The 20,781-nt window shown below is 34.1% G+C and carries 23 protein-coding genes; 7 read left to right on the top strand and 16 right to left on the bottom strand.

Annotated elements, in window-relative coordinates; translation table 11 throughout:
- Nucleotide 1 precedes the first annotated feature (1 nt).
- From rpsQ to rpsL, 14 genes are all read right to left on the bottom strand, one after another.
- A complete protein-coding gene (rpsQ, locus tag IEV77_RS06130) occupies nt 2–259 on the bottom strand; it encodes a 30S ribosomal protein S17 (RefSeq protein ID WP_040288031.1) in 258 nt (85 codons plus the stop codon).
- Nucleotides 260–272: 13 nt separating this feature from the next.
- Nucleotides 273–464, bottom strand: coding sequence for a 50S ribosomal protein L29 (rpmC, locus tag IEV77_RS06125; protein WP_188462827.1), 192 nt, complete (start codon nt 462–464; stop codon nt 273–275).
- A 13-nt stretch (nt 465–477) separates the two neighbouring features.
- Complete coding sequence (gene rplP, locus IEV77_RS06120; protein ID WP_188462825.1) at nt 478–897, bottom strand: 50S ribosomal protein L16; 420 nt, start codon at nt 895–897, stop codon at nt 478–480.
- Nucleotides 898–917: 20 nt separating this feature from the next.
- A complete protein-coding gene (gene rpsC, locus IEV77_RS06115; protein WP_188462823.1) occupies nt 918–1,646 on the bottom strand; it encodes a 30S ribosomal protein S3 in 729 nt (242 codons plus the stop codon).
- 8 nt (nt 1,647–1,654) lie between these two features.
- Nucleotides 1,655–2,062, bottom strand: coding sequence for a 50S ribosomal protein L22 (rplV, locus tag IEV77_RS06110; protein ID WP_188462821.1), 408 nt, complete (start codon nt 2,060–2,062; stop codon nt 1,655–1,657).
- Nucleotides 2,063–2,068: 6 nt separating this feature from the next.
- Complete coding sequence (gene rpsS, locus IEV77_RS06105; protein ID WP_188462818.1) at nt 2,069–2,347, bottom strand: 30S ribosomal protein S19; 279 nt, start codon at nt 2,345–2,347, stop codon at nt 2,069–2,071.
- 6 nt (nt 2,348–2,353) lie between these two features.
- Nucleotides 2,354–3,178: a 50S ribosomal protein L2 gene (gene rplB, locus IEV77_RS06100; protein WP_188462816.1), complete on the bottom strand. Its 825-nt coding sequence runs from the start codon at nt 3,176–3,178 to the stop codon at nt 2,354–2,356.
- Nucleotides 3,179–3,188: 10 nt separating this feature from the next.
- Nucleotides 3,189–3,479, bottom strand: coding sequence for a 50S ribosomal protein L23 (gene rplW, locus IEV77_RS06095; protein ID WP_188462815.1), 291 nt, complete (start codon nt 3,477–3,479; stop codon nt 3,189–3,191).
- Between the two features lie 7 nt (nt 3,480–3,486).
- A complete protein-coding gene (gene rplD / locus IEV77_RS06090) occupies nt 3,487–4,116 on the bottom strand; it encodes a 50S ribosomal protein L4 (protein ID WP_188462813.1) in 630 nt (209 codons plus the stop codon).
- Nucleotides 4,116–4,733, bottom strand: a complete 618-nt coding sequence (gene rplC, locus IEV77_RS06085; protein ID WP_188462811.1) for a 50S ribosomal protein L3 — start codon at nt 4,731–4,733, stop codon at nt 4,116–4,118. The genes rplD and rplC overlap by 1 nt, the downstream gene beginning before the upstream one ends.
- Nucleotides 4,734–4,957: 224 nt before the next feature.
- Nucleotides 4,958–5,263, bottom strand: coding sequence for a 30S ribosomal protein S10 (gene rpsJ / locus IEV77_RS06080; protein ID WP_007650482.1), 306 nt, complete (start codon nt 5,261–5,263; stop codon nt 4,958–4,960).
- An 11-nt stretch (nt 5,264–5,274) separates the two neighbouring features.
- A complete protein-coding gene (gene fusA, locus IEV77_RS06075) occupies nt 5,275–7,401 on the bottom strand; it encodes an elongation factor G (protein WP_188462809.1) in 2,127 nt (708 codons plus the stop codon).
- 5 nt (nt 7,402–7,406) lie between these two features.
- Complete coding sequence (gene rpsG / locus IEV77_RS06070) at nt 7,407–7,883, bottom strand: 30S ribosomal protein S7 (protein ID WP_188462807.1); 477 nt, start codon at nt 7,881–7,883, stop codon at nt 7,407–7,409.
- Between the two features lie 24 nt (nt 7,884–7,907).
- Entirely contained in the window at nt 7,908–8,282 is a 375-nt protein-coding gene (gene rpsL, locus IEV77_RS06065; protein ID WP_040492199.1) for a 30S ribosomal protein S12, read from the bottom strand.
- A 430-nt stretch (nt 8,283–8,712) separates the two neighbouring features.
- Here rpsL and IEV77_RS06060 point away from each other — a divergent pair, with 430 nt between their 5' ends.
- The 6 genes from IEV77_RS06060 (at nt 8,713) to rlmB (ending at nt 17,631) form a co-directional block, all read left to right on the top strand.
- Nucleotides 8,713–10,308 (top strand): POTRA domain-containing protein, encoded by a 1,596-nt coding sequence (locus tag IEV77_RS06060; protein ID WP_188462805.1) that lies wholly within the window; start codon nt 8,713–8,715, stop codon nt 10,306–10,308.
- A gap of 120 nt (nt 10,309–10,428) precedes the next feature.
- A complete protein-coding gene (locus IEV77_RS06055) occupies nt 10,429–13,614 on the top strand; it encodes a SusC/RagA family TonB-linked outer membrane protein (RefSeq protein WP_188462803.1) in 3,186 nt (1,061 codons plus the stop codon).
- A gap of 13 nt (nt 13,615–13,627) precedes the next feature.
- A complete protein-coding gene (locus IEV77_RS06050) occupies nt 13,628–15,046 on the top strand; it encodes a SusD/RagB family nutrient-binding outer membrane lipoprotein (RefSeq protein WP_188462801.1) in 1,419 nt (472 codons plus the stop codon).
- Between the two features lie 26 nt (nt 15,047–15,072).
- Nucleotides 15,073–15,915 (top strand): hypothetical protein, encoded by an 843-nt coding sequence (locus IEV77_RS06045; RefSeq protein ID WP_188462799.1) that lies wholly within the window; start codon nt 15,073–15,075, stop codon nt 15,913–15,915.
- Nucleotides 15,916–15,939: 24 nt separating this feature from the next.
- Nucleotides 15,940–16,830 (top strand): hypothetical protein, encoded by an 891-nt coding sequence (locus tag IEV77_RS06040; protein ID WP_188462797.1) that lies wholly within the window; start codon nt 15,940–15,942, stop codon nt 16,828–16,830.
- A 66-nt stretch (nt 16,831–16,896) separates the two neighbouring features.
- The gene (gene rlmB, locus IEV77_RS06035; RefSeq protein ID WP_188462795.1) at nt 16,897–17,631 is read left to right on the top strand and encodes a 23S rRNA (guanosine(2251)-2'-O)-methyltransferase RlmB; all 735 of its coding nucleotides are present in this window, start codon (nt 16,897–16,899) and stop codon (nt 17,629–17,631) included.
- Between the two features lie 93 nt (nt 17,632–17,724).
- On the opposite strand, the gene IEV77_RS06030 is transcribed toward rlmB, so the two are convergent.
- A complete protein-coding gene (locus IEV77_RS06030; RefSeq protein WP_188462793.1) occupies nt 17,725–18,507 on the bottom strand; it encodes a rhomboid family intramembrane serine protease in 783 nt (260 codons plus the stop codon).
- Nucleotides 18,508–18,661: 154 nt separating this feature from the next.
- On the opposite strand from IEV77_RS06030, the gene IEV77_RS06025 reads away from it, so the two are divergent.
- The gene (locus tag IEV77_RS06025) at nt 18,662–19,939 is read left to right on the top strand and encodes a replication-associated recombination protein A (RefSeq protein ID WP_188462791.1); all 1,278 of its coding nucleotides are present in this window, start codon (nt 18,662–18,664) and stop codon (nt 19,937–19,939) included.
- Here the strand turns inward: IEV77_RS06025 and IEV77_RS06020 are convergent.
- Nucleotides 19,936–20,778 (bottom strand): hypothetical protein, encoded by an 843-nt coding sequence (locus IEV77_RS06020; protein ID WP_188462789.1) that lies wholly within the window; start codon nt 20,776–20,778, stop codon nt 19,936–19,938. The two genes, IEV77_RS06025 and IEV77_RS06020, sit on opposite strands and share 4 nt — an antisense overlap.
- Between the last annotated feature and the right edge of the window lie 3 nt (nt 20,779–20,781).

Genomic DNA, 20,781 nt, shown 5'->3' with positions numbered 1-20,781 from the left:
ATTATTTAGCTCTTTCAATTATTTCAACTAATCTCCAACATTTAGATTTACTCATAGGTCTTGTTTCCATGATCTTTACAGTATCTCCAATGTTACAATCGTTTGTTTCGTCGTGTGCAACGTATTTCTTCGTTTTCAACACGAACTTTCCATACATAGGGTGTTTTACTTTTTTAACTTCTGCAACAACTATTGATTTTTGCATTTTGTTACTAGTAACTATTCCTATACGTTCTTTTCTTAAATTTCTTGTTTCCATCTTTTCGGCAGAATTATTGTAAATCTCTTTTTGTTAATTCAGTCGCAATTCTAGCTACGTCTCTTCTTACGTTACGTAACTGGATTGGGTTCTCTAAAGGAGACATAGTATGAGTCATTTTTAAATCTAAATAACTCTTTTTAGTTTCACTAAGCTTATCTTGTAACTCAGCTACAGATAATTCTTTAATTTCTGATTGTTTCATAATATCAAATAAATTATGCTTCGTAATCTCGAGCAATTATAAACTTAGTTTTAACTGGTAGTTTTTGTGCTGCTAAACGTAATGCTTCTTTTGCAACGTCTAAAGGCACTCCACCTACTTCAAATAATATTCTACCTGGTAGTACGGTTGCTACCCAGTATTCAACGGCACCTTTACCTTTACCCATACGTACTTCAAGAGGCTTTTTTGTAATAGGCTTGTCTGGAAAAATTTTAATCCAGATAGATCCTTCTCTTTTCATGAAACGTGTAGCGGCAATACGTGCTGCTTCTATTTGACGAGCTGTAACAAAGCTTGTGTCTAACGATTTTATCCCAAAAGTTCCACTTGATAAAAGATGACCCCTTCCGGCGTTACCTTTCATACGTCCCTTTTGTTGTTTACGAAATTTTGTTTTTTTAGGCTGTAACATTTTTCTTGTTCTTTAAAAAATTACTTTCTGCGACGAGGTTTATTATCTCTATTTCCGCCACGTCCTGGGGCTCCACCTTTTCCTTGCTTCTTAGATAATCCAACAAGAGGAGAAAGTTCTCTTTTACCGTATACTTCACCTTTCATGATCCATACTTTTATACCCAATCTACCATAAGTAGTGTGAGCCTCAACTAAAGCATAATCAATATCGGCTCTGAATGTAGATAATGGAATACGTCCGTCTTTATAATGTTCGCTACGTGCCATTTCAGCACCATTTAAACGACCACTAATTTGGATCTTGATTCCTTCTGCATTCATACGCATAGTTGCAGCGATAGCCATTTTTATTGCACGTCTGTATGAAATTCTATTTTCAATTTGACGAGCAACACTTGATGCTACTAATTGTGCATCAAGTTCCGGTCTTTTGATTTCAAATATATTTATTTGAACCTCTTTACCAGTAATTTTCTTAAGTTCTTCTTTTAACTTGTCTACTTCTTGGCCACCTTTCCCAATAATAATACCAGGTCTAGCAGTAGTTATAGTAACGGTTACAAGTTTAAGAGTTCTTTCGATAATTACTCTTGAAACACTAGCTTTAGATAGACGTGCATGCACGTAATTTCTGATCTTATGGTCTTCGGCAAGTTTATCACCATAATCGTTTCCTCCGTACCAGTTAGATTCCCATCCTCTGATAATTCCTAAACGATTTCCGATTGGATTTGTTTTTTGTCCCATATCTCTATTTAAGCTTGTGTGTTATTAATAGCTCCAACCACAACTGTTACGTGGTTTGAACGTTTTCTAATTCTGTGTGCGCGACCTTGAGGTGCTGGACGTAATCTTTTTAACATTGATCCGCCATCAACTCTAATCTCTTTTATAAACAATTCAGCTTCTTCAATACTTGCATCTTCGTTTTTAGCTTGCCAGTTTGCAACTGCAGACAATAACAAAGTTTCTAAACGGTTTGATGCTTCTTTTTGGCTAAATTTTAAAATATTAAGCGCCTTCTCTACTTTTTCGCCTCTTACTAAATCGGCTACTAAACGCATTTTTCTTGGTGATGTAGGACAGTTATTAAGTTTAGCAAAAGCGATGTGCTTTTTCCCTTCCTTAATTGCGTCTGCCATTTGTTTTTTACGACTTCCCATAGCTTACTACTTTTTACCTTTGTTTTTAGCACCTGCATGACCTCTAAAAGATCTTGTTGGTGAAAATTCTCCTAATTTATGTCCTACCATGTTCTCAGTTACATATACCGGTACAAATTGACGACCGTTATGTACTGCTATAGTTTGTCCAACGAAGTCTGGTGTAATCATACTAGCTCTAGACCAGGTTTTGATTACCGTTTTCTTTCCAGATTCAACGTTGTCTTGAACTTTCTTATCTAATTTATAATGAACGTAAGGTCCTTTTTTTAATGATCTTGACATGACTTATTATTTCTTTCTACGTTCTACAATATATTTATTACTCGCTTTCGTTTTAGAACGGGTTCTATAACCTTTAGCAGGTATACCGTTTCTAGAACGTGGATGTCCACCTGATGATTTTCCTTCACCACCACCCATTGGGTGATCGACTGGATTCATTACAACTGGTCTCGTACGAGGTCTTCTACCTAACCATCTTGTTCTACCTGCTTTACCAGATACTAACAATTGATGATCTGAGTTAGAGATGACACCTATTGTAGCCATACATGTTACTAACACTAAACGAATTTCCCCTGAAGGAAGTTTAATTGTTGCAAACTTACCGTCTCTTGCCATTAATTGTGCAAAAGTACCAGCACTACGAGCCATAACAGCTCCTTGTCCTGGACGTAATTCGATACAAGAAATAATAGTCCCTAATGGAATTTTTGCTAATGACATAGCATTACCAATTTCCGTAGGAGCCGTATCTCCGGATACAACTGTTTGACCAACTTGTAATCCGTTTTGTGCAATAATGTATGCTTTCTCACCGTCTTGATAATTCAATAAAGCAATAAAAGCTGTTCTGTTTGGATCGTACTCGATAGACTTAACTTCTGCTGGAATTCCAGTTTTGTTACGTTTAAAATCGATAATACGATACTTTCTCTTATGACCTCCACCTATATAGCGCATGGTCATTTTTCCTTGACTGTTTCTACCACCAGACCTTTTGTTCGGAACGAGTAAACTCTTTTCCGGCTTATCAGTAGTTATGGCGTCAAATCCATTTACTACTCTAAATCGCTGTCCTGGTGTGATTGGTTTTAATTTTCTTACTGACATTTGTCTTTAATTACATGTTACTGTATAAATCAATCATTTCACCTTCCGCCAGTTGTACAATTGCTTTCTTAATTGCATTTGTTTTACCATGTTGAACACCAGTTTTTGTAAACTTAGTTTTTCTATCTGGACGGACATTAATAGTACGAACTTTTTCAACAGAAACGCCATAAGCAGCTTCCACCGCTTTTTTAATTTCTACCTTGTTCGCCTTGGTATTCACCGAGAACGTATAGCAGTTTCTTAACTCGCTATCCGCTGTCGCTTTTTCTGTGATTATAGGTTTAATTAAGATATTCATTTGTTTCTTATTTACTTAAGTTCGATTCAATTTCTTCTAAAGAACTCTCTAAAAGCACCACGTGATTCGCATTAAGAATCTTGTAAGTACTTAATTCAGAGTTAGTTATAACTTCAGAGCCTTTTAAATTGCGTGACGACAAATATACATTATTATTTGACGCACCCAACACAAATAGGGATTTTTTGTTTTCTAAACCTAAAGCCTTTAAAACTGCTGTAAAGTTTTTTGTCTTTGGAGACTCAAAATTAAAGTCTTCTAAAACAACAATTGACTTCTCGCTTGCTTTAATACTAAAGGCCGATTTTCTTGCTAAACGCTTTAAACCTTTGTTTAATTTAAAACTATAGTTTCTTGGTCTAGGACCAAACATACGTCCACCACCTCTAAAAACACCAGACTTAATAGATCCAGCTCTAGCTGTACCTGTTCCTTTTTGTTTTTTAATCTTACGTGTACTTCCAGAAATCTCAGCTCTCTCTTTCGATTTGTGAGTTCCTTGTCTTTGGTTTGCTAAATATTGTTTAACATCCAAGTATACAGCATGATTGTTAGGCTCAATAGCAAAAACTGCGTCAGAAAGGTCTGCCTTTCTTCCAGTTTCTTTTCCGTTTATATCTAAAACTGCTACTTTCATTATTTCTGAATAATTACATAAGAGTTATTATGACCAGGTACACAACCTTTAACCACAAGTAAGTTCTTTTCTGGAACTACTTTTAAAACTCTTAAATTTTCAACATTCACTCTATCGCCACCCATTCTTCCGGCCATCTTCATTCCTTTAAATACTCTCGCAGGATAAGAAGCTGCTCCAATAGAACCTGGTGCTCTTAAACGGTTATGTTGACCGTGAGTCGCTTGACCCACACCAGCAAAACCATGACGTTTTACTACACCTTGGAAACCTTTTCCTTTTGATGTTCCTGCGATATCTACGAATTCACCTTCTATAAAGTGCTCAACAGTTATTGCATCTCCTAATTTGTACTCCTTATCAAAACCTTTGAATTCAACGATTTTGCGTTTTACAGAAGTTCCTGCTTTTTTAGCGTGACCTAAGTCAGCTTTAGTAGCACTCTTTTCTGTCGCGTCATCGAAACCAAGTTGGATAGCTTCATAACCATCAACTTCTTCAGTTCTGACTTGGGTAACGATACATGGCCCAGCTTCGATTACTGTACATGGAATGTTCTTTCCATTTTCGTCGAAGATGCTGGTCATACCGATTTTCTTTCCTATTAACCCAGACATAATTATTAATTATTAATTGTTTATTATTCAAATTTTGCATGGACAAGTTTTAACTTATCCCTACTATACTATAAAATTCAAGGCTGAAAAATACGTTTCAGCCTTGAATTGTATTTTTCCGTTTTTCCCTAACCATCGTTAAGGACATTTATACTTCCTGCGAAAGCAGGAATCTCTTTTATGAGTTCCCGAAATAAATTCGGGATGTAAATTAAAGTTTATACTTAAACTTTAATTTCTACTTCAACACCACTTGGTAATTCAAGTTTCATCAAGGCATCAATAGTTTTTGACGAAGAGCTATAGATATCTAATAATCTCTTGTAAGAACTTAATTGAAATTGCTCTCTACTTTTCTTGTTTACGTGAGGTGAACGTAATACAGTGAAAATTTTCTTATGAGTTGGTAATGGAATTGGTCCAGTTACAACAGCTCCAGTACTTTTTACTGTTTTAACGATCTTGTCAGCAGACTTGTCTACCAAATTGTGATCGTAAGACTTTAATTTTATTCTAATTTTTTGACTCATTTTCTTTAGATTTAAGCTTCAATGCCTTTAGCAGCTTTAATTACTTCTTCAGATATATTTGAAGGAGTTTCAGCATAGTGTGAAAATTCCATTGTTGATGTTGCACGACCTGATGATAATGTTCTTAATGTAGTAACATATCCAAACATTTCTGATAATGGTACAGTAGCTTTTACAGTTTTTGCACCTGCTCTGTCTCCCATATCACTCATTTGACCACGTCGACGATTTAAATCACCTACGATGTCACCCATGTTTTCTTCAGGAGTAATTACTTCAATTTTCATTATAGGCTCCATAATCACCGCTTTAGCAGCTTTAGCACAATTCTTGAATCCTAACTTTGCAGCTAGTTCAAAAGATAATGCATCAGAATCTACATCGTGAAATGATCCATCTCTTAAAGTTACCTTCATAGAATCAATTTCATATCCTGCTAATGGTCCATTTATCATGGCCATTTTAAATCCTTTTTCAATAGAAGGGATAAACTCTTTAGGAACGTTACCACCTTTAATTACTGAAACAAATTCAAGACCTGTCTTACCTTCATCTGCTGGTTCAACCGTAAATACGATATCAGCAAACTTACCACGACCACCAGATTGTTTCTTATAGATTTCTCTATGATCTGCAGCTTGAGTAATAGCTTCTTTATATTCAACTTGAGGTTGCCCTTGATTTACTTCAACTTTAAACTCACGTCTTAAACGATCTACAATAATATCTAAGTGAAGTTCACCCATTCCAGAAATAATAGTCTGTCCTGAAGCTTCGTCACTTCTTACTGTAAATGTTGGATCTTCTTCAGCTAATTTAGATAAAGCCATACCCATTTTATCAACATCTGCTTTAGTCTTAGGTTCTACCGCGATACCAATAACTGGATCAGGGAAGTTCATAGATTCTAAAACGATAGGATGCTTTTCGTCTGAAAGTGTATCTCCTGTTTTGATAGATTTAAATCCAACAGCAGCTCCAATATCTCCAGCTTCGATAAAATCGATAGCATTTTGCTTGTTAGCATGCATTTGGTAGATACGTGAAATTCTTTCTTTTTTACCAGAACGATTATTCAATACGTAAGAACCAGCGTCTAATCTTCCAGAATAAGCACGGAAGAATGCTAAACGACCAACAAAAGGATCTGTAGCAATCTTAAATGCTAAAGCAGCGAAAGGCTCATTAACATCTGGTCTACGTCTTTCTTCTTTTTCTGTATCTGGATTCACACCAATAACACTTTCTCTATCCATTGGAGAAGGTAAATAACGACATACAGCATCTAATAAGAACTGAACCCCTTTATTTTTAAATGAAGAACCACACACCATAGGTATAATAGCCATATCCATTACAGCAGCTCTAAGTGCAGCATGCACTTCTTCTTCTGTTATAGAATTTTCATCTTCCATGAATTTCTCAAGTAAGTTCTCATCATAAGATGCAACTTCCTCAATAAGTAATGCTCTATATTTTTTAGCTTCAGCTTTTAGTTCTTCTGGAATTTCAATAACATCAAAAGTTGCCCCTTGTGTATCATCATGCCAAACTATAGCTCTGTTTTTAACTAAATCTACGATACCTTTAAAATCTTCTTCATCACCAATATTTAATACAATTGGCACTGCGTTAGACTTCAACATATCTTTTACTTGTTGACAAACACCTAAAAAGTCAGATCCTTGACGGTCCATTTTATTAACGAAACCAATTCTAGGCACTTTATAGTTATCAGCTAATCTCCAGTTAGTTTCAGATTGTGGTTCAACACCATCCACTGCACTAAATAAGAAAACCAAACCATCTAACACACGTAATGAACGGTTTACTTCAACCGTAAAATCAACGTGGCCAGGTGTGTCAATAATATTAAAATGGTATTCACTTGAATCATCAGTTGGCTCACCATTTACTCTTGGAAATACCCACTCACAAGTTGTAGCAGCAGATGTGATAGTAATACCACGCTCTTGCTCTTGCTCCATCCAGTCCATTGTTGCAGCACCATCGTGTACTTCTCCAATTTTATGAGATACTCCTGTATAATAAAGAATTCGCTCCGTTGTTGTTGTTTTACCAGCATCAATGTGAGCAGCAATTCCAATGTTTCTTGTTAATGTTAAATCTCTTGCCATTTTATTTAAAATCTAAAGTGTGAGAATGCTTTATTTGCTTCTGCCATTTTATGAGTATCAACTCTTTTCTTAACGGCAGCTCCTTCTTCTTTAGCCGCAGCTAAAATTTCTGATGCTAAACGTTGCGCCATAGATTTTTCGTTTCTTTTACGTGAATAGCTAATAAGCCATTTCATTGCAGTTGAAACTTTTCTGTCTGGACGTATTTGCATTGGAATTTGAAATGTTGCACCACCAACTCTACGACTACGTACTTCTACGTGAGGCATAACGTTAGATAAAGCATCTTTCCATAATTCTAAAGCTGTTTTTTCTTCGTCTGTTTTCTTTGTTTCTACGATATCAATTGCATCGTAAAACACTTTAAAAGCTACTGACTTCTTACCATCCCACATCATCATGTTTACGAATCTAGTTACTAACTGATCGTTAAAACGTGGATCTGGTAAAAGCGGTCTCTTTTTTGCTGCTCTTTTTCTCATGTCTTCTTCTTAAGTTTACTTAAATTAACTCTTAGGGCGTTTTGCACCGTATTTAGATCTACGTTGTGTTCTACCTGCAACACCTGCTGTGTCTAAGGCTCCACGAACGATATGATATCTAACTCCTGGCAAATCTTTTACCCTTCCACCTCTAACCAATACTATCGAGTGCTCTTGTAAATTGTGTCCTTCTCCGGGAATGTAAGCGTTCACTTCCTTACCATTTGTTAACCTTACCCTTGCTACTTTACGCATTGCAGAGTTAGGTTTTTTAGGTGTAGTTGTGTAAACACGAGTACAAACTCCACGTCTTTGTGGACACGAATCTAAAGCTACCGATTTACTCTTCTTGGTTATTTTGGCTCTTCCTTTTCGTACTAATTGTGAAATTGTTGGCATATGTTTTATAATATAATTTACTATTACCTCATATTAGAGGGCTGCAAAGGTAGAAATATATTTTAAATTTTCAAACCTTAATAGATTAATTTTCACAACTTAGGGCATATTTTTTTTGAAAAAGCCAATTTAAGCACTATTTCCTCTAAATTAGAAGCATTTAATTTTTTATATTTATAATTCCCCTAGTACCAAGAATTAAGAATATTTATGAAAATAAAATCCTCCAAAAACAACAATAATTTCAGTTCAATTCAAAAATTAGACATTTTGATATATAATAAAACTTCTTTTTGCGTTAGTTTTACAAAACTTATAGTTTAACGAAGACGTGCTAAAAAATCCATACCTAATTATCCTTGTTTGTTCTCTTTTTTCTTTAAATGCAATTTGTCAAGAATTGCAGTTAAAGATTATAGGAAAAGACAGCATGGAAACAAAAACAATAGATTCCATTAGGTATGCAAAATTTCATAAGGATTTTGAATCCGTAAGCAAGGAGCTTCTTATTTTTAACAACAAGCTAAATACGATTGGATTTATAGAAAGTAACATGCTACCCATAATAAGAGAGGACTCCTTACTTATTGTTCCTTTTAACCTAAATAAAAAATTTAATAGCGTTACGATACATTATAATGACAGCATCATCCCTAGAAAAGTAATTGATTTAGTCTCTAACAAAACATCCAACACCTATTTTACAATTCCAATTGAAGACACAGAAAAGGCACTTAGTACCATAAATTTAAAATTGGCAGAGTTAGGCGATCCATTTAGCACTTTACAGCTTTCTGAAATAACGATAAATGAAAATTCTGAAATTGAGGGCACTTTAATAAGTTCAGAGAAATTACGCGACAGGAGAATTGATAAAATCATTATTAAGGGTTATGAGAAATTCCCTAAATCGTATTTGAAATATTATTTAAAAATAAAAGAAGGAAATGTTTTTAACTTAACAAAAATTAAAAAACAAATTCAAAACTTAAACGAACTTCCTTTTGCGAGCCAAATTAAAGACCCAGAAATTCTTTTCACAAAAGACTCAACCACGCTCTATATTTTTCTAGACAAAGTAAAAAGTAATAATTTTGATGGCTTTATAGGTTTTGGCTCCAATGAAGAAACAAACAAAATCGAATTTAGTGGCTATTTAAATTTAGAATTGAATAATAATTTAAATTATGGTGAATCTTTTAGATTGGTTTACAAAAGCGACGAAAACGAACAAAAAACTTTCCAGGTTAATTTAAACTTACCTTATTTATTTGGTTCGCCTATTGGAACCGAACTGGAGTTGCATCTATTAAAGAAAGACTCTTCCTTTTCTACAGCAAGCCAAAACGCAAAAATATTTTATCAGTTAAATCCTAAAAACAAAGTATTTGCCGGAATAAGATCTGTACAATCAAATAATTTATTAGATTCCTTATATAGCAACCCTACCATAAAGGATTATTCTACTTTATTTTTTACCGCAAGTTATCAATACAAAAGCAGGCAAAAAGAAAACATTTTATTCAATGTCAACAGATTATTCGATATTCAATTGGAAACCGGAAACCGGACGTACGAAAACACATCTACAAAGCAATACCAAGTTCTGTTAGATGCTTTCAATATTTTCAATTTAAATCTAAAAAACAGCATCTATATTAGGGTCAATGGTTTTGGATTATTTTCTGACAACTATTTTGATAACGAATTGGGTTGGTTTGGAGGTATTAATTCCATTCGCGGGTTTGAAGAGAATAGTTTAGCTGCCACTTTATTTGGGGTTTTAAATACAGAGTATAGATATGTCTTCAATAATAGTATTTATGTTCATACAATTATAGATTTTGCCTATTTGGAAAACAAACTAATAGATCAAAAGGAAAAACTCTACAGTTTTGGCTTTGGTTTTGGCTTAATTACTAAAGCTGGACTCTTAAAATTCAACTTTGCTAATGGTAAAAGTGAAAATCAAAGCTTTAAATTCTCAAATTCGCAGGTTCATCTAAGCCTAACCGCCTTTTTTTAAGGCTATTTTAACGCGAAAACGACCTATTTTCAAAAAAAATCAAAATTTTAACCCTTAAATATTGTTTAATTAACTTTTTATTATGATTTTTGGCATAGACTAATTCAAATAAAATATAAAATGAAAACAAAGTTTAGTGGAATTTTAACGCTATTCCTAGCGTTTGTTGTGCAATTTACGTTTGCACAAGAAAAAACAATTTCAGGAACTGTGTCCGATGAAAACGGGTTACCCCTTCCTGGAGTTAATATTATTGTAAAAGGTACGACAAATGGTACACAAACAGATTTTGATGGAAATTACTCCATATCTGCGAGTGCTGGCGATGTCTTATCATACTCTTTCGTGGGGTATACTAATAAAGACATGACTGTTGGCAGTGCCAGCAACATGATTAGCTTTAGTATGATTCCAGATGTAACTGCAATCGACGAGGTAGTTGTTACGGCTCTTGGTATTAAAAAAGAAGAGAGAAGTATTGGGTATTCTTCCCAAAACCTTAAATCTAACGATTTAAACGAGATTCCTGTAACAAACGTTGTAGATGCATTAACTGGAAAGATAGCTGGTGTGAATATCACTAAATCTTCTGGAGATGTAGGTGCTTCTACTCGTATTGTAATTAGAGGTATTTCTACTATTTACGGTAGTGCACAACCTTTAATCGTTGTTGATGGTGTAGTTATGAATAACTCATCATTTGCTGAAACAAACACTGGAACAGATTTGCCTAATGGACTTGCGGATATTAATCCTGAAGACATTGCAGATTTAAACGTTCTTAAAGGTGGTGCTGCAACATCTCTATATGGTATGAGAGGTACCAATGGGGTAATTGTAATTACTACAAAAACTGGAACAAAAAAGGAGAGTTTAGGAATTTCTATTAATAGTAATGTAAGTTTCTCAAACCCTTACATCTTTCCAGATTACCAAAACTCTTATGGTCAAGGTCACTCTAGCAGTTATTTTGAGTATATCGATGGTTTTGGTTATGATGGTGGTGCTGTTTCTGGAGATGGTGGAACTGACGAAAGTTGGGGTCCTGCTTTAGATGCTGGTTACAATTTTATTCAATATCAATCTTTAATTGATAATCCAAATAATCCACAACCACTTCCTTGGGTTTCTAATCCTGATAGTGTAGTAGATGATTTTTACAATACTGGATTAACAACTACTAATACAGTAGCTTTAAATGGTTCTTCAGATAAGGCAACTTATAGACTTTCTATGGGTTTAACAGATGCTGAAGGTATTATTTATAATACTGATCTTAAAAAGTACAACTTTTCTGGAAATGTAAATTTCGATTTAAGTGACAAATGGAGTGCTGGAATTACAGCAATGTATATCAAAAGTACCTCTGAAAACAGAAATGCTACTGGTTACGGAGATGTAGATAACCAAATTGGACAATTAGTTTGGGGAGCAAGACAAGTTGATTGGGGTGCTTTAAGAGACTGGCAAAGTCTTCCTTTAATAGAAACTAACAATCCTGGTATCTATACACCTTTAAACTGGAATTTAAGTTTTAACAACAACCCTTTCTGGGCACTTGATAATAACTTACACCCTTGGGAAAGAAATAGATGGGTAGGTTCTGTAAACCTTGGATATGAAATAACTGATAAGTTAACAGTTTCTGCTTCTACTGGTATTGATTATTTCGATGATTCAAGAGAAACTCAACGTGCTTTTGGAACTGTAGATTTCCGTAATGGATTTTATCAAACCGTAAGTAGAAACAATTATGAGGTTAACTCTCAAGCTATTCTTGCTTACAACACTAAATTAGGATCTAGCGAAGATTTTGGTCTTAGTTTAAGCGTTGGTGGTAACATCATGAGAACTAAGTACAATTTAATGGCAGGTACTGCTGAACAGTTAGTACTTAATGGTTTATATAATTTATCAAATTCTGCATCAGCTCCAATAATTCAAGAATTTCATTCTGAAGAAGCTATTAACAGTTTATTTGGTACAGGTCAATTAAGTTATAAAAACTTTGTTTATTTAGATTTTAGTGGTAGAAATGACTGGGCTTCAGTATTGCCTTTAGATAATAACAGTTTCTTTTATCCAGCTGTATCTTTAAGTCTTGTAGCTAGTGATATGTTAAACTTAGATAAAGAAGTAGTTTCTTTCTTAAAAGTAAGAGGTGCATGGGCAATTACTGGTAGTGCAGGTCCTTTAGCTCCTTATAACGTAGCTCCTTCTTACAACTTATCATCTTCTCCTTTAAATGGAACTGATCCAACTGCTTTAATTAGTACTACTTTGTGGAATGAAAATATTAAGCCACAAAATGAGACTGAATTTGAGGTAGGACTTGATGCTAGATTCTTTTCAAATAGATTAAGATTAGATTTCTCTTATTATAATAAAGAAGCTACAGATGTAATATTACCTGTTGATGTTTCAGCTGCTTCTGGATTTATTAGTGTTTGGGATAATGCTGCAACAATTACCAATAAAGGTATTGAATTAGTACTTGGTGCTGACATTATTAGAAGTACAGAATCTGATGGATTTAATTTAGGAGTTAATGTGAATTTTGGTAAAAACGATAACATGGTTAGCGATATAGCTGGAGATGCTGTTAATTTACAGAATGGTGATTTATGGAACGTTAACACACAAGCTAGAAATGGTTACCCAATTGGAGTAATATACGGACCTGCTTTTGCACGTTCTGATAGTGGTGAAATTATTTATGACAATGGTTTACCAGTTGTCTCTAGCCAATATGAGGTTTTAGGAAACTCTCAAGCTGACTGGACAGGTGGTGTAGGAATCAATATGTCTTATAAAGGATTCAGTTTTAGCTCTCTTATCGATACAAAAGTTGGTGGTGAAGTTTATTCACAAACCAATACTTGGGGAATGTTATCTGGAGTACTTGCAGAAACTCTTCCTGGTAGAGAAACTGGTGTAATTGGAAATGGTGTTATGTCTGATGGTAATGGGGGTTATGTACCAAACAATGTGATACAAACCGCTCAAAGTTACTATTCAACTGCATTTAGCCAAAACGTTGCAGAATCTTCAGTATTTGATGCTACTTTTGTAAAATGGAGAGAACTTGCTATAGGTTATACTATACCTTCTAAACATTTCAACAACATGCCAATCCAATCTATTGCTTTTGGATTAAATGTTAGAAACTTAGCTTTATTGTATTCAGCAGCTCCGAATATTGATCCGGAAACTGCATTTGGTACAGGTACTGGACAACAAGGTTTAGAATATGCACAAACACCTTCAGCAAGAACCATTGGTTTTAGCGTAAATGTTAAATTTTAATCAAAAAAAGAAAATGAAAAAATATAATAAAATATCTTTATTATTGTCCATGTTCCTAGTATTAGGTTTTACTAGCTGTGATAAAGATTTCGAGGAGATTAATACGGATCCGAATAAGCCTACAACGATTATTGTAGATTTAGAATTAGGTTTTATACAAAGAACTTTAGTTAACGAAATAAATAATTATTTCTTAACTGGAGAAGCGGCAGATGCATGGGTACAACATTTATCCAAACCTGTATATAATGATGCTGATAGATATTTCCCTAGAGTAGGATCTATAAATAATTTATGGGTTGCCTTATATACAAGTGTAGTTAATGAAGCACAAGACATGTATGAGTTGGCCGATGAGGCAGATAATAATGCAGTAAAAGGAGTATCTTTAGTATTGCAAGCTATTGCTTTTCAAACTTTAGCAGATGCTTATGGAGACATTCCAGTATCTGAAGCTAATCAAGGTGGTGCAAATCCATTTCCAGCTTATGATACACAAGCATCAGCATACTCTCAGATTTTAGGTATGCTTACAAATGCTGACGCATTATTAGACGGTTCTGGAACTATTAGTGCAGGACAAGATTTAATGTATGGCGGAGATATTTCTAAATGGAAAAAATTAGCTGCATCAGTTAAATTTAGAGCTATGATGAGAATTTCTGAAACAGCACAATTTGATTCTAGTGTATTGCAAGATTTAGCTAGTTCAGGTAATTTAATTGTTACTAATGATAATAATGCTTTTATATCTTATACTACAGAAAACGCTCCTAATACAAATCCTTTTTACGGTATCGTTCAAGGTGGTAGATCTGGAGAATGGTGTATGGGTGAGCAATTAGTAAATCAAATGCTTTCTGATAGCGATCCAAGATTAACGGTATATGCTAATGTAAATGATGATGGTATCTATAGAGGAAAACCTGCTGGTTATATAAACCCAGGTCTTTCAGGATATGCTCCTGGAACTGTTTCTGAAATTGGAGATGCTTACATGGCTGCAGAAGCACCTGTTTATATCTTAGCTGCATCTCAAATTAACTTATTGTTAGCAGAAGCTGTTGACAAAGGTTGGGTTACTGGAAATGCTGGTTCATTTTTCCAAGCAGGAATTGATGAGTCTTTAATGATGAACGGCTTACCGGCAGGTTCTTATGTTCCTTTCTACGGTGGATACACTTCAATTGCTGAGCAATTATGGATCTCTACTTACATGCAAGGTATCGAAGCTTGGAATGAGTGGAGAAGATCAGATATTCCTTCTACTTTACCTTTAGCTGTAGATCCAGCACCTGGTGTTAATTCAATACCTGTTAGATATACATACCCTACTAGTGAGCAATCAGTAAATGCTGCAAACTTAGCAGCGGCTATTGCTAATCAAGGGCCAGATCTATTAACTACCAAAGTAGATTGGGACAAAAATTAATTAAAAAAAGAGAAAAAATGAAAAAAATGAAAAAAAATAATTTAGCAAAATTTATGATTTTTGCTCTTATCGTATCCATATTTTCTTGTGATGCTGATGATCAAGCAGAAGTTCTAAATGATAGAGATACCGCAGGTGCTTTAGTTGTTGTTAATGCAACTACTAATAGTTCTATATTAGGAAATCCAGAACCTGGAGTTGATTTAGCTGATGCAGAGGTTTCAATAACAAATGCTTATTTAAATATGACTGTTAAACTTACTTCTGGTAGTTTAGCCGACATTGCAAATGTTCAAATTGTAAAATCTTATAACGGTGGTCAAGAATCAGTAGCTGCAGAAAGTACAACCTTACCTCTATCGCTTGTAATAGATAATATAGATGACCTATTAGCAGGAACAGGAGTTACGGAATCTGATTTGAGAATTGGTGGTGTTTTAGCACTAAGAACAAAAATCACGCAAACTGATGGTAATGTGTATTACTACAACAATTCTATGGGGAATTACAATTTAATTGTTAATTGTTCATCTGACCTTGCTGGTAATTATTCTAACCCTAACATGCCTTTCGTTTGTGGAGTGGGTACTGATCCTGTTGTAGTTACACAAGAATCTCCAGGAAGATATTTAGTTTCAAGTATGCCAACATATAGTTTTGGAGCTGGTAACTGTATTTCTTGGTATATGATTGATACTTGTGGTACATTAACTTACGACGGTGGTGATTTAGAAGACAACAATTACTCTGGAGCTGGTGGAACTGGAATAGTGAATGCAGATGGAAGTTTTACTTTCACCAACTTCTTAATTGATGCTGGTTCTGGTTTAAACTACTCTATAGAAACTACTTATACACCAGTACCTTAATACATAATATAAAAAATAAATATAATGAAAAAACATATAAAAACTATTGCATTAATTGCTTTCACCGGCATTCTGTTTACTGCTTGTAGTGATGATGATGATAATACTGGTGCATCTGGAATTAATTATACATCTCAAAATGTAACTTTAGCATCGCCGTCTCCAACGGAATTTTGGGAGACTGCAATTGACCCTGCTGATCCTAGTACCAATAAAGTGGTAATCATAGCTTCTATTCCAGAAATAACTACTGCTGACGCAGTAATAGATTTAAATTTTTCTGGGTCTGCTGTAATGGACGATGATTATGAAGTGAGCAATTCCATGATAATCATTCCTGCTGGTTCTACTAGTAGTAGTGCTACTATTACTATTCTGAGTACTGGTGACATAGAAGGTGATGAGACTATTATTGTAACTGCATCGGCTAATGATGGTAATTTTACACTTACCCCTTTTACTGAAACTTTTACTATTCTGGGAGCTGGCGATTACATCAATGATGTATTAAACATGGAGTTTGATTGGGAAGGTGAAGTTACTTTCGAAGATGATTTCTCTTCAGGTGTTTACAATTTCTGTGGAATGGATTTTGACATTTTAGTCTTTGATGCTGCTTTCGTGGATACAGGAAACATAGATGCTCAAACAGGAGATTGTCCTGAGTATTTAGATTTTGATGCTACAACGCCTGATGGAGAATATATACTTGTTGCTCTTCTATATGAAAATCCATATGCGGACTTAACTTTAGCTGCAGAAGTACCTATGTCTGTAAACTACGATCAAGAATTTTTCACTACAAGTGGAACTATAGAGGTTGCTGGTTTTACAACTGATTCACCTGATGGAACTCAAATTGCTCTTGCAACTGTTACTAAAGATGGATTTAACTATACTGTTACTCCTTTCTAAAAAGTAATCATATTATAATTCTAAAAACCATCTCTTTTGAGATGGTTTTTTTTATACCTTTGTTTTATGGAAAAAAGCACACAAATATTTGGTTTAAGAGCCATCATTGAAGCCATTAATTCTGGAGAAACAATTGAAAAAGTATTTCTTCAAAAAGGTCTAAAAGGCGAATTATTCAATGAGTTGGAGACATCTATACGTAAAGCAAACGTTAATAGCTCCTATGTTCCTGTAGAAAAATTAAACAGACTAACAGATAAAAACCATCAAGGTGCTGTAGCGCAAATTTCGCCAATTACTTTCCATGATATGGAGGAACTTGTAATGTCTGTAATAGAATCTGGAAAAACACCTTTATTTATACTGCTTGATCAAATAAGTGATGTCAGAAATTTTGGTGCCATAATTAGAACTGCAGAATGTACAGGAGTTCATGGTATTATTATACAAAAAAAAGGTGGTGCTCCCGTAAATGGTGATACTATTAAAACTAGTGCTGGTGCCGTATTTAAAGTACCTATTTGTAAAGTGGATCATATCAAAGATGCCATGTTCTTTTTGCAAGCTTCTGGAATAAAAGTAATTGCAGCAACAGAGAAAACAGACAACACGCTTTATGATGTGTCTTTTAAAGAACCTTGCGCAATAATTATGGGTTCTGAAGGTAGAGGGATTAATCCTTCCGTCTTAAAATTGGTCGATGATAAAGCTAAATTACCATTATTAGGAGAAATAGAATCTCTTAACGTTTCTGTAGCTTGTGGTGTCTTTTTATATGAAGTAATAAGACAGAGACTTTAGATTTACGATTGTAGATTTTTGATTTTTGAGCCGCCGGAACGTATTCTGTAAAGGTAAGTGGTTGATTGGAATTTGGAATTTAGTTTTTGAAACTTAGTCCTTATTAGGTTTAAAAGTATAATGAATTGTAGCCCGTCCCTCCTGCTCTCTTGTCATACTATAATCCACATTTAATACATCTTCAGTTGTAGCTTCTAGTTCTGTTTCCATATCAGGTAGTTCTATAAAATTCCCATTTTCATCAAAATGTTTCAAAAATGGATCTTCTTCTTCATTAAAGCTTTCCTCTTCCCATGCAAACTTCTTAGGTTTGGCTATTTCCTTCCTAAATATAAGAGCGAATATTAGCCCTGTTAATAATCCCGCTGTATGTCCTTCCCAAGAAACGCCTGCTTCAATAGGAAATACATACCATATCATACCTCCATATAAAAAAATAACTAATAAAGACAGAGCAATCAAGCGATAATATTTTGCGAAAATGCCTTTAAAAAAGGTAAAGCTTACCAATACATAGATCAACCCACTAGCTCCAATATGGTAAGACGGTCTTCCAATACTCCACGTTATAAACCCAGAGAGCAAAATACCATATATAATAACTTTCCAAGCAATGGGTCTATAGAAATAGAACAAAGCAGTAGTTAAAACAAAAAGAGGAATGGTATTATGATATAAATGTGAAATACCCGAATGTATAAAAGGGCTGAATAAAACACCTCTCAATCCTTTTAAAGTTTGTGGATAAATACCATATTCTGTGAAATTGATACCAAACCGAATTTCCAATGAAAAGATCAGCCAAATAAGAAGCACAAAAAAAACGGGATATAAAATCACACCTTTTGAAAACTGAAACTGATCTTTAGAATTCATCTTTAAATTTAAACTATTAATTACAAATACATAACCACAATTGATTTTCGTGTTAAATTGTCAGATTACACTAAAACATAGAACTTCTAAACAATTATAATAAAAAATTGATAATGAGATTCCTGTCCTCGCAGGAATGTAGTAATTTTACAATATGAATGAACCTTTAGCCGAAAGATTACGTCCTAAAACCCTAGACGACTACATTAGTCAAACACATCTAATTGGAGAACAAGGTGCTTTAACGAAACAGATCAAACAAGGATTAATTCCTTCTATGATTTTTTGGGGACCTCCAGGTATAGGCAAAACTACCTTGGCAAATATTATAGCTTCAGAATCTGGCAGGCCTTTTTACACGTTGAGTGCCATTAGTTCTGGAGTAAAAGATGTACGCGATATTATTGAAAAAGCAAAAACGAGTGGTGGTTTATTTACTACTAAAAATCCCATTTTATTTATAGACGAAATCCATAGATTTAGCAAATCGCAACAAGATTCTTTATTACAAGCTGTAGAAAAAGGTTGGGTTACTTTAATAGGTGCTACAACCGAAAATCCTAGTTTCGAGGTTATTCCTGCACTTTTATCTCGCTGTCAGGTCTATGTTTTAAATTCTTTTAGCAAAAGCGATTTAGAAGCGCTTTTAAAGCGAGCAATAGAAAAAGATGAGTACATCTCTAAAAAAAGTATCAAATTAAAAGAAACAGAAGCCTTATTGCGTCTTTCTGGTGGTGATGCTAGAAAATTATTAAATATTTTTGAATTGATAGTCAATTCTGAAACATCAGATAAAATGACTATTACAAATGAATCTGTTTTACAGAAGGTTCAAAATAACACAGTTCGTTACGATAAAACTGGTGAACAACATTACGACATAATTTCTGCCTTTATAAAATCCATAAGAGGTAGTGATCCTAATGCGGCAGTTTACTGGTTGGCTAGAATGATTGAAGGTGGGGAAGATGTGAAATTTATTGCTAGAAGGTTACTTATTTTAGCCAGTGAAGATATTGGTAATGCCAATCCTACAGCACTAATTATGGCTAACAATACCTTTCAGGCAGTTTCAATTATAGGCTACCCGGAATCTAGAATTATTTTAAGCCAGTGCGCTTCTTATTTAGCTTGCTCTCCAAAAAGCAATGCCGCCTACGAAGCTATAAATGTAGCTCAACAATTGGTTAAAAATACGGGAGACCTTTCAGTACCTTTAGGTATTAGAAATGCCCCAACAAAACTGATGAAAGAATTAGGCTATGGCGAAGATTATAAATATGCTCATGGTTACGAAAATAACTTTGCTACACAAGAATTTTTACCTGATGAAATAAAGAACACCACACTTTACAATCCAGGACAAAACAGTAGAGAAAATGCTCATAGAGATTTTTTAAAACAACGTTGGAAAGATAAGTACAACTATTAAAATTTGATATTTAATAGGGTGTCTTTTACTTGTGTTCCATCATTTTCAGATAGAAACCAAGAACCACCTTCTTTAAAAACCATAGCATTTTTACCTTGAACCATAAAAACCTCTGGATTTTTTGTGTTCAATAATATCATAACCACTTTTGTTGCACTGTTTACAAGCTGGTAGCCATTATCTGTTTTGTTAGCATATAAAATGGTTTCTTTTTTTTCAACAGTATCTTCTTCCTTAGTACTTGTTACTATTTCTTTGGTAGAAACAGGAGCAACAGCAACCACTTCTATAGGAGTTTGCACCACTTTTTTCTGTTTTAAAGTAGCTATTTCTTCTTTAAGTTGTTTAATTTCTTTACTTGACTCTTTATCACTAGAATTCCCTAAAGCCAAGATTTCCTGATTAGGGCTATAGTTATAATTAAGAGCATTTACATAAATAAAAGCTTCCCTTAAAGCTTTATTATAAGCCACGGAGTATTCTTTATCGTAACTCTCTCCTGTTTCTGAAAGAAAGATTGTTTCGTTTTTACAATTTATTAATTTAATTTTTAATTTGGTTTTAAAAGTACCAGAATCACTTATAACGTCTGCTTTCAAAGCTAAACATGGATTGTTAATCAAGTCATTAGGGAATAGTTCAAACTCTTTAAGAGCTATAAAACCATATTTATTAAAAAGAAAATGAGAAATTGAATTAAGTTGAAATTCATCCTCTTCATCTAAAAAATTATATTCATTTGGAACAATAACATATTTATAATCATTGACACTATTCTGGGAAAAACCTGAAATTGAAGAGATAAAAACAATGGCAATTAATAAAAATTTCTTAAACATTTT

Source organism: Xanthomarina arctica, assembly GCF_014638915.1.
Lineage (GTDB): Bacteria > Bacteroidota > Bacteroidia > Flavobacteriales > Flavobacteriaceae > Xanthomarina > Xanthomarina arctica.
Note: the sequence above shows the minus strand (reverse complement) of the source record. Positions and strands in the feature narration are given on the sequence as shown.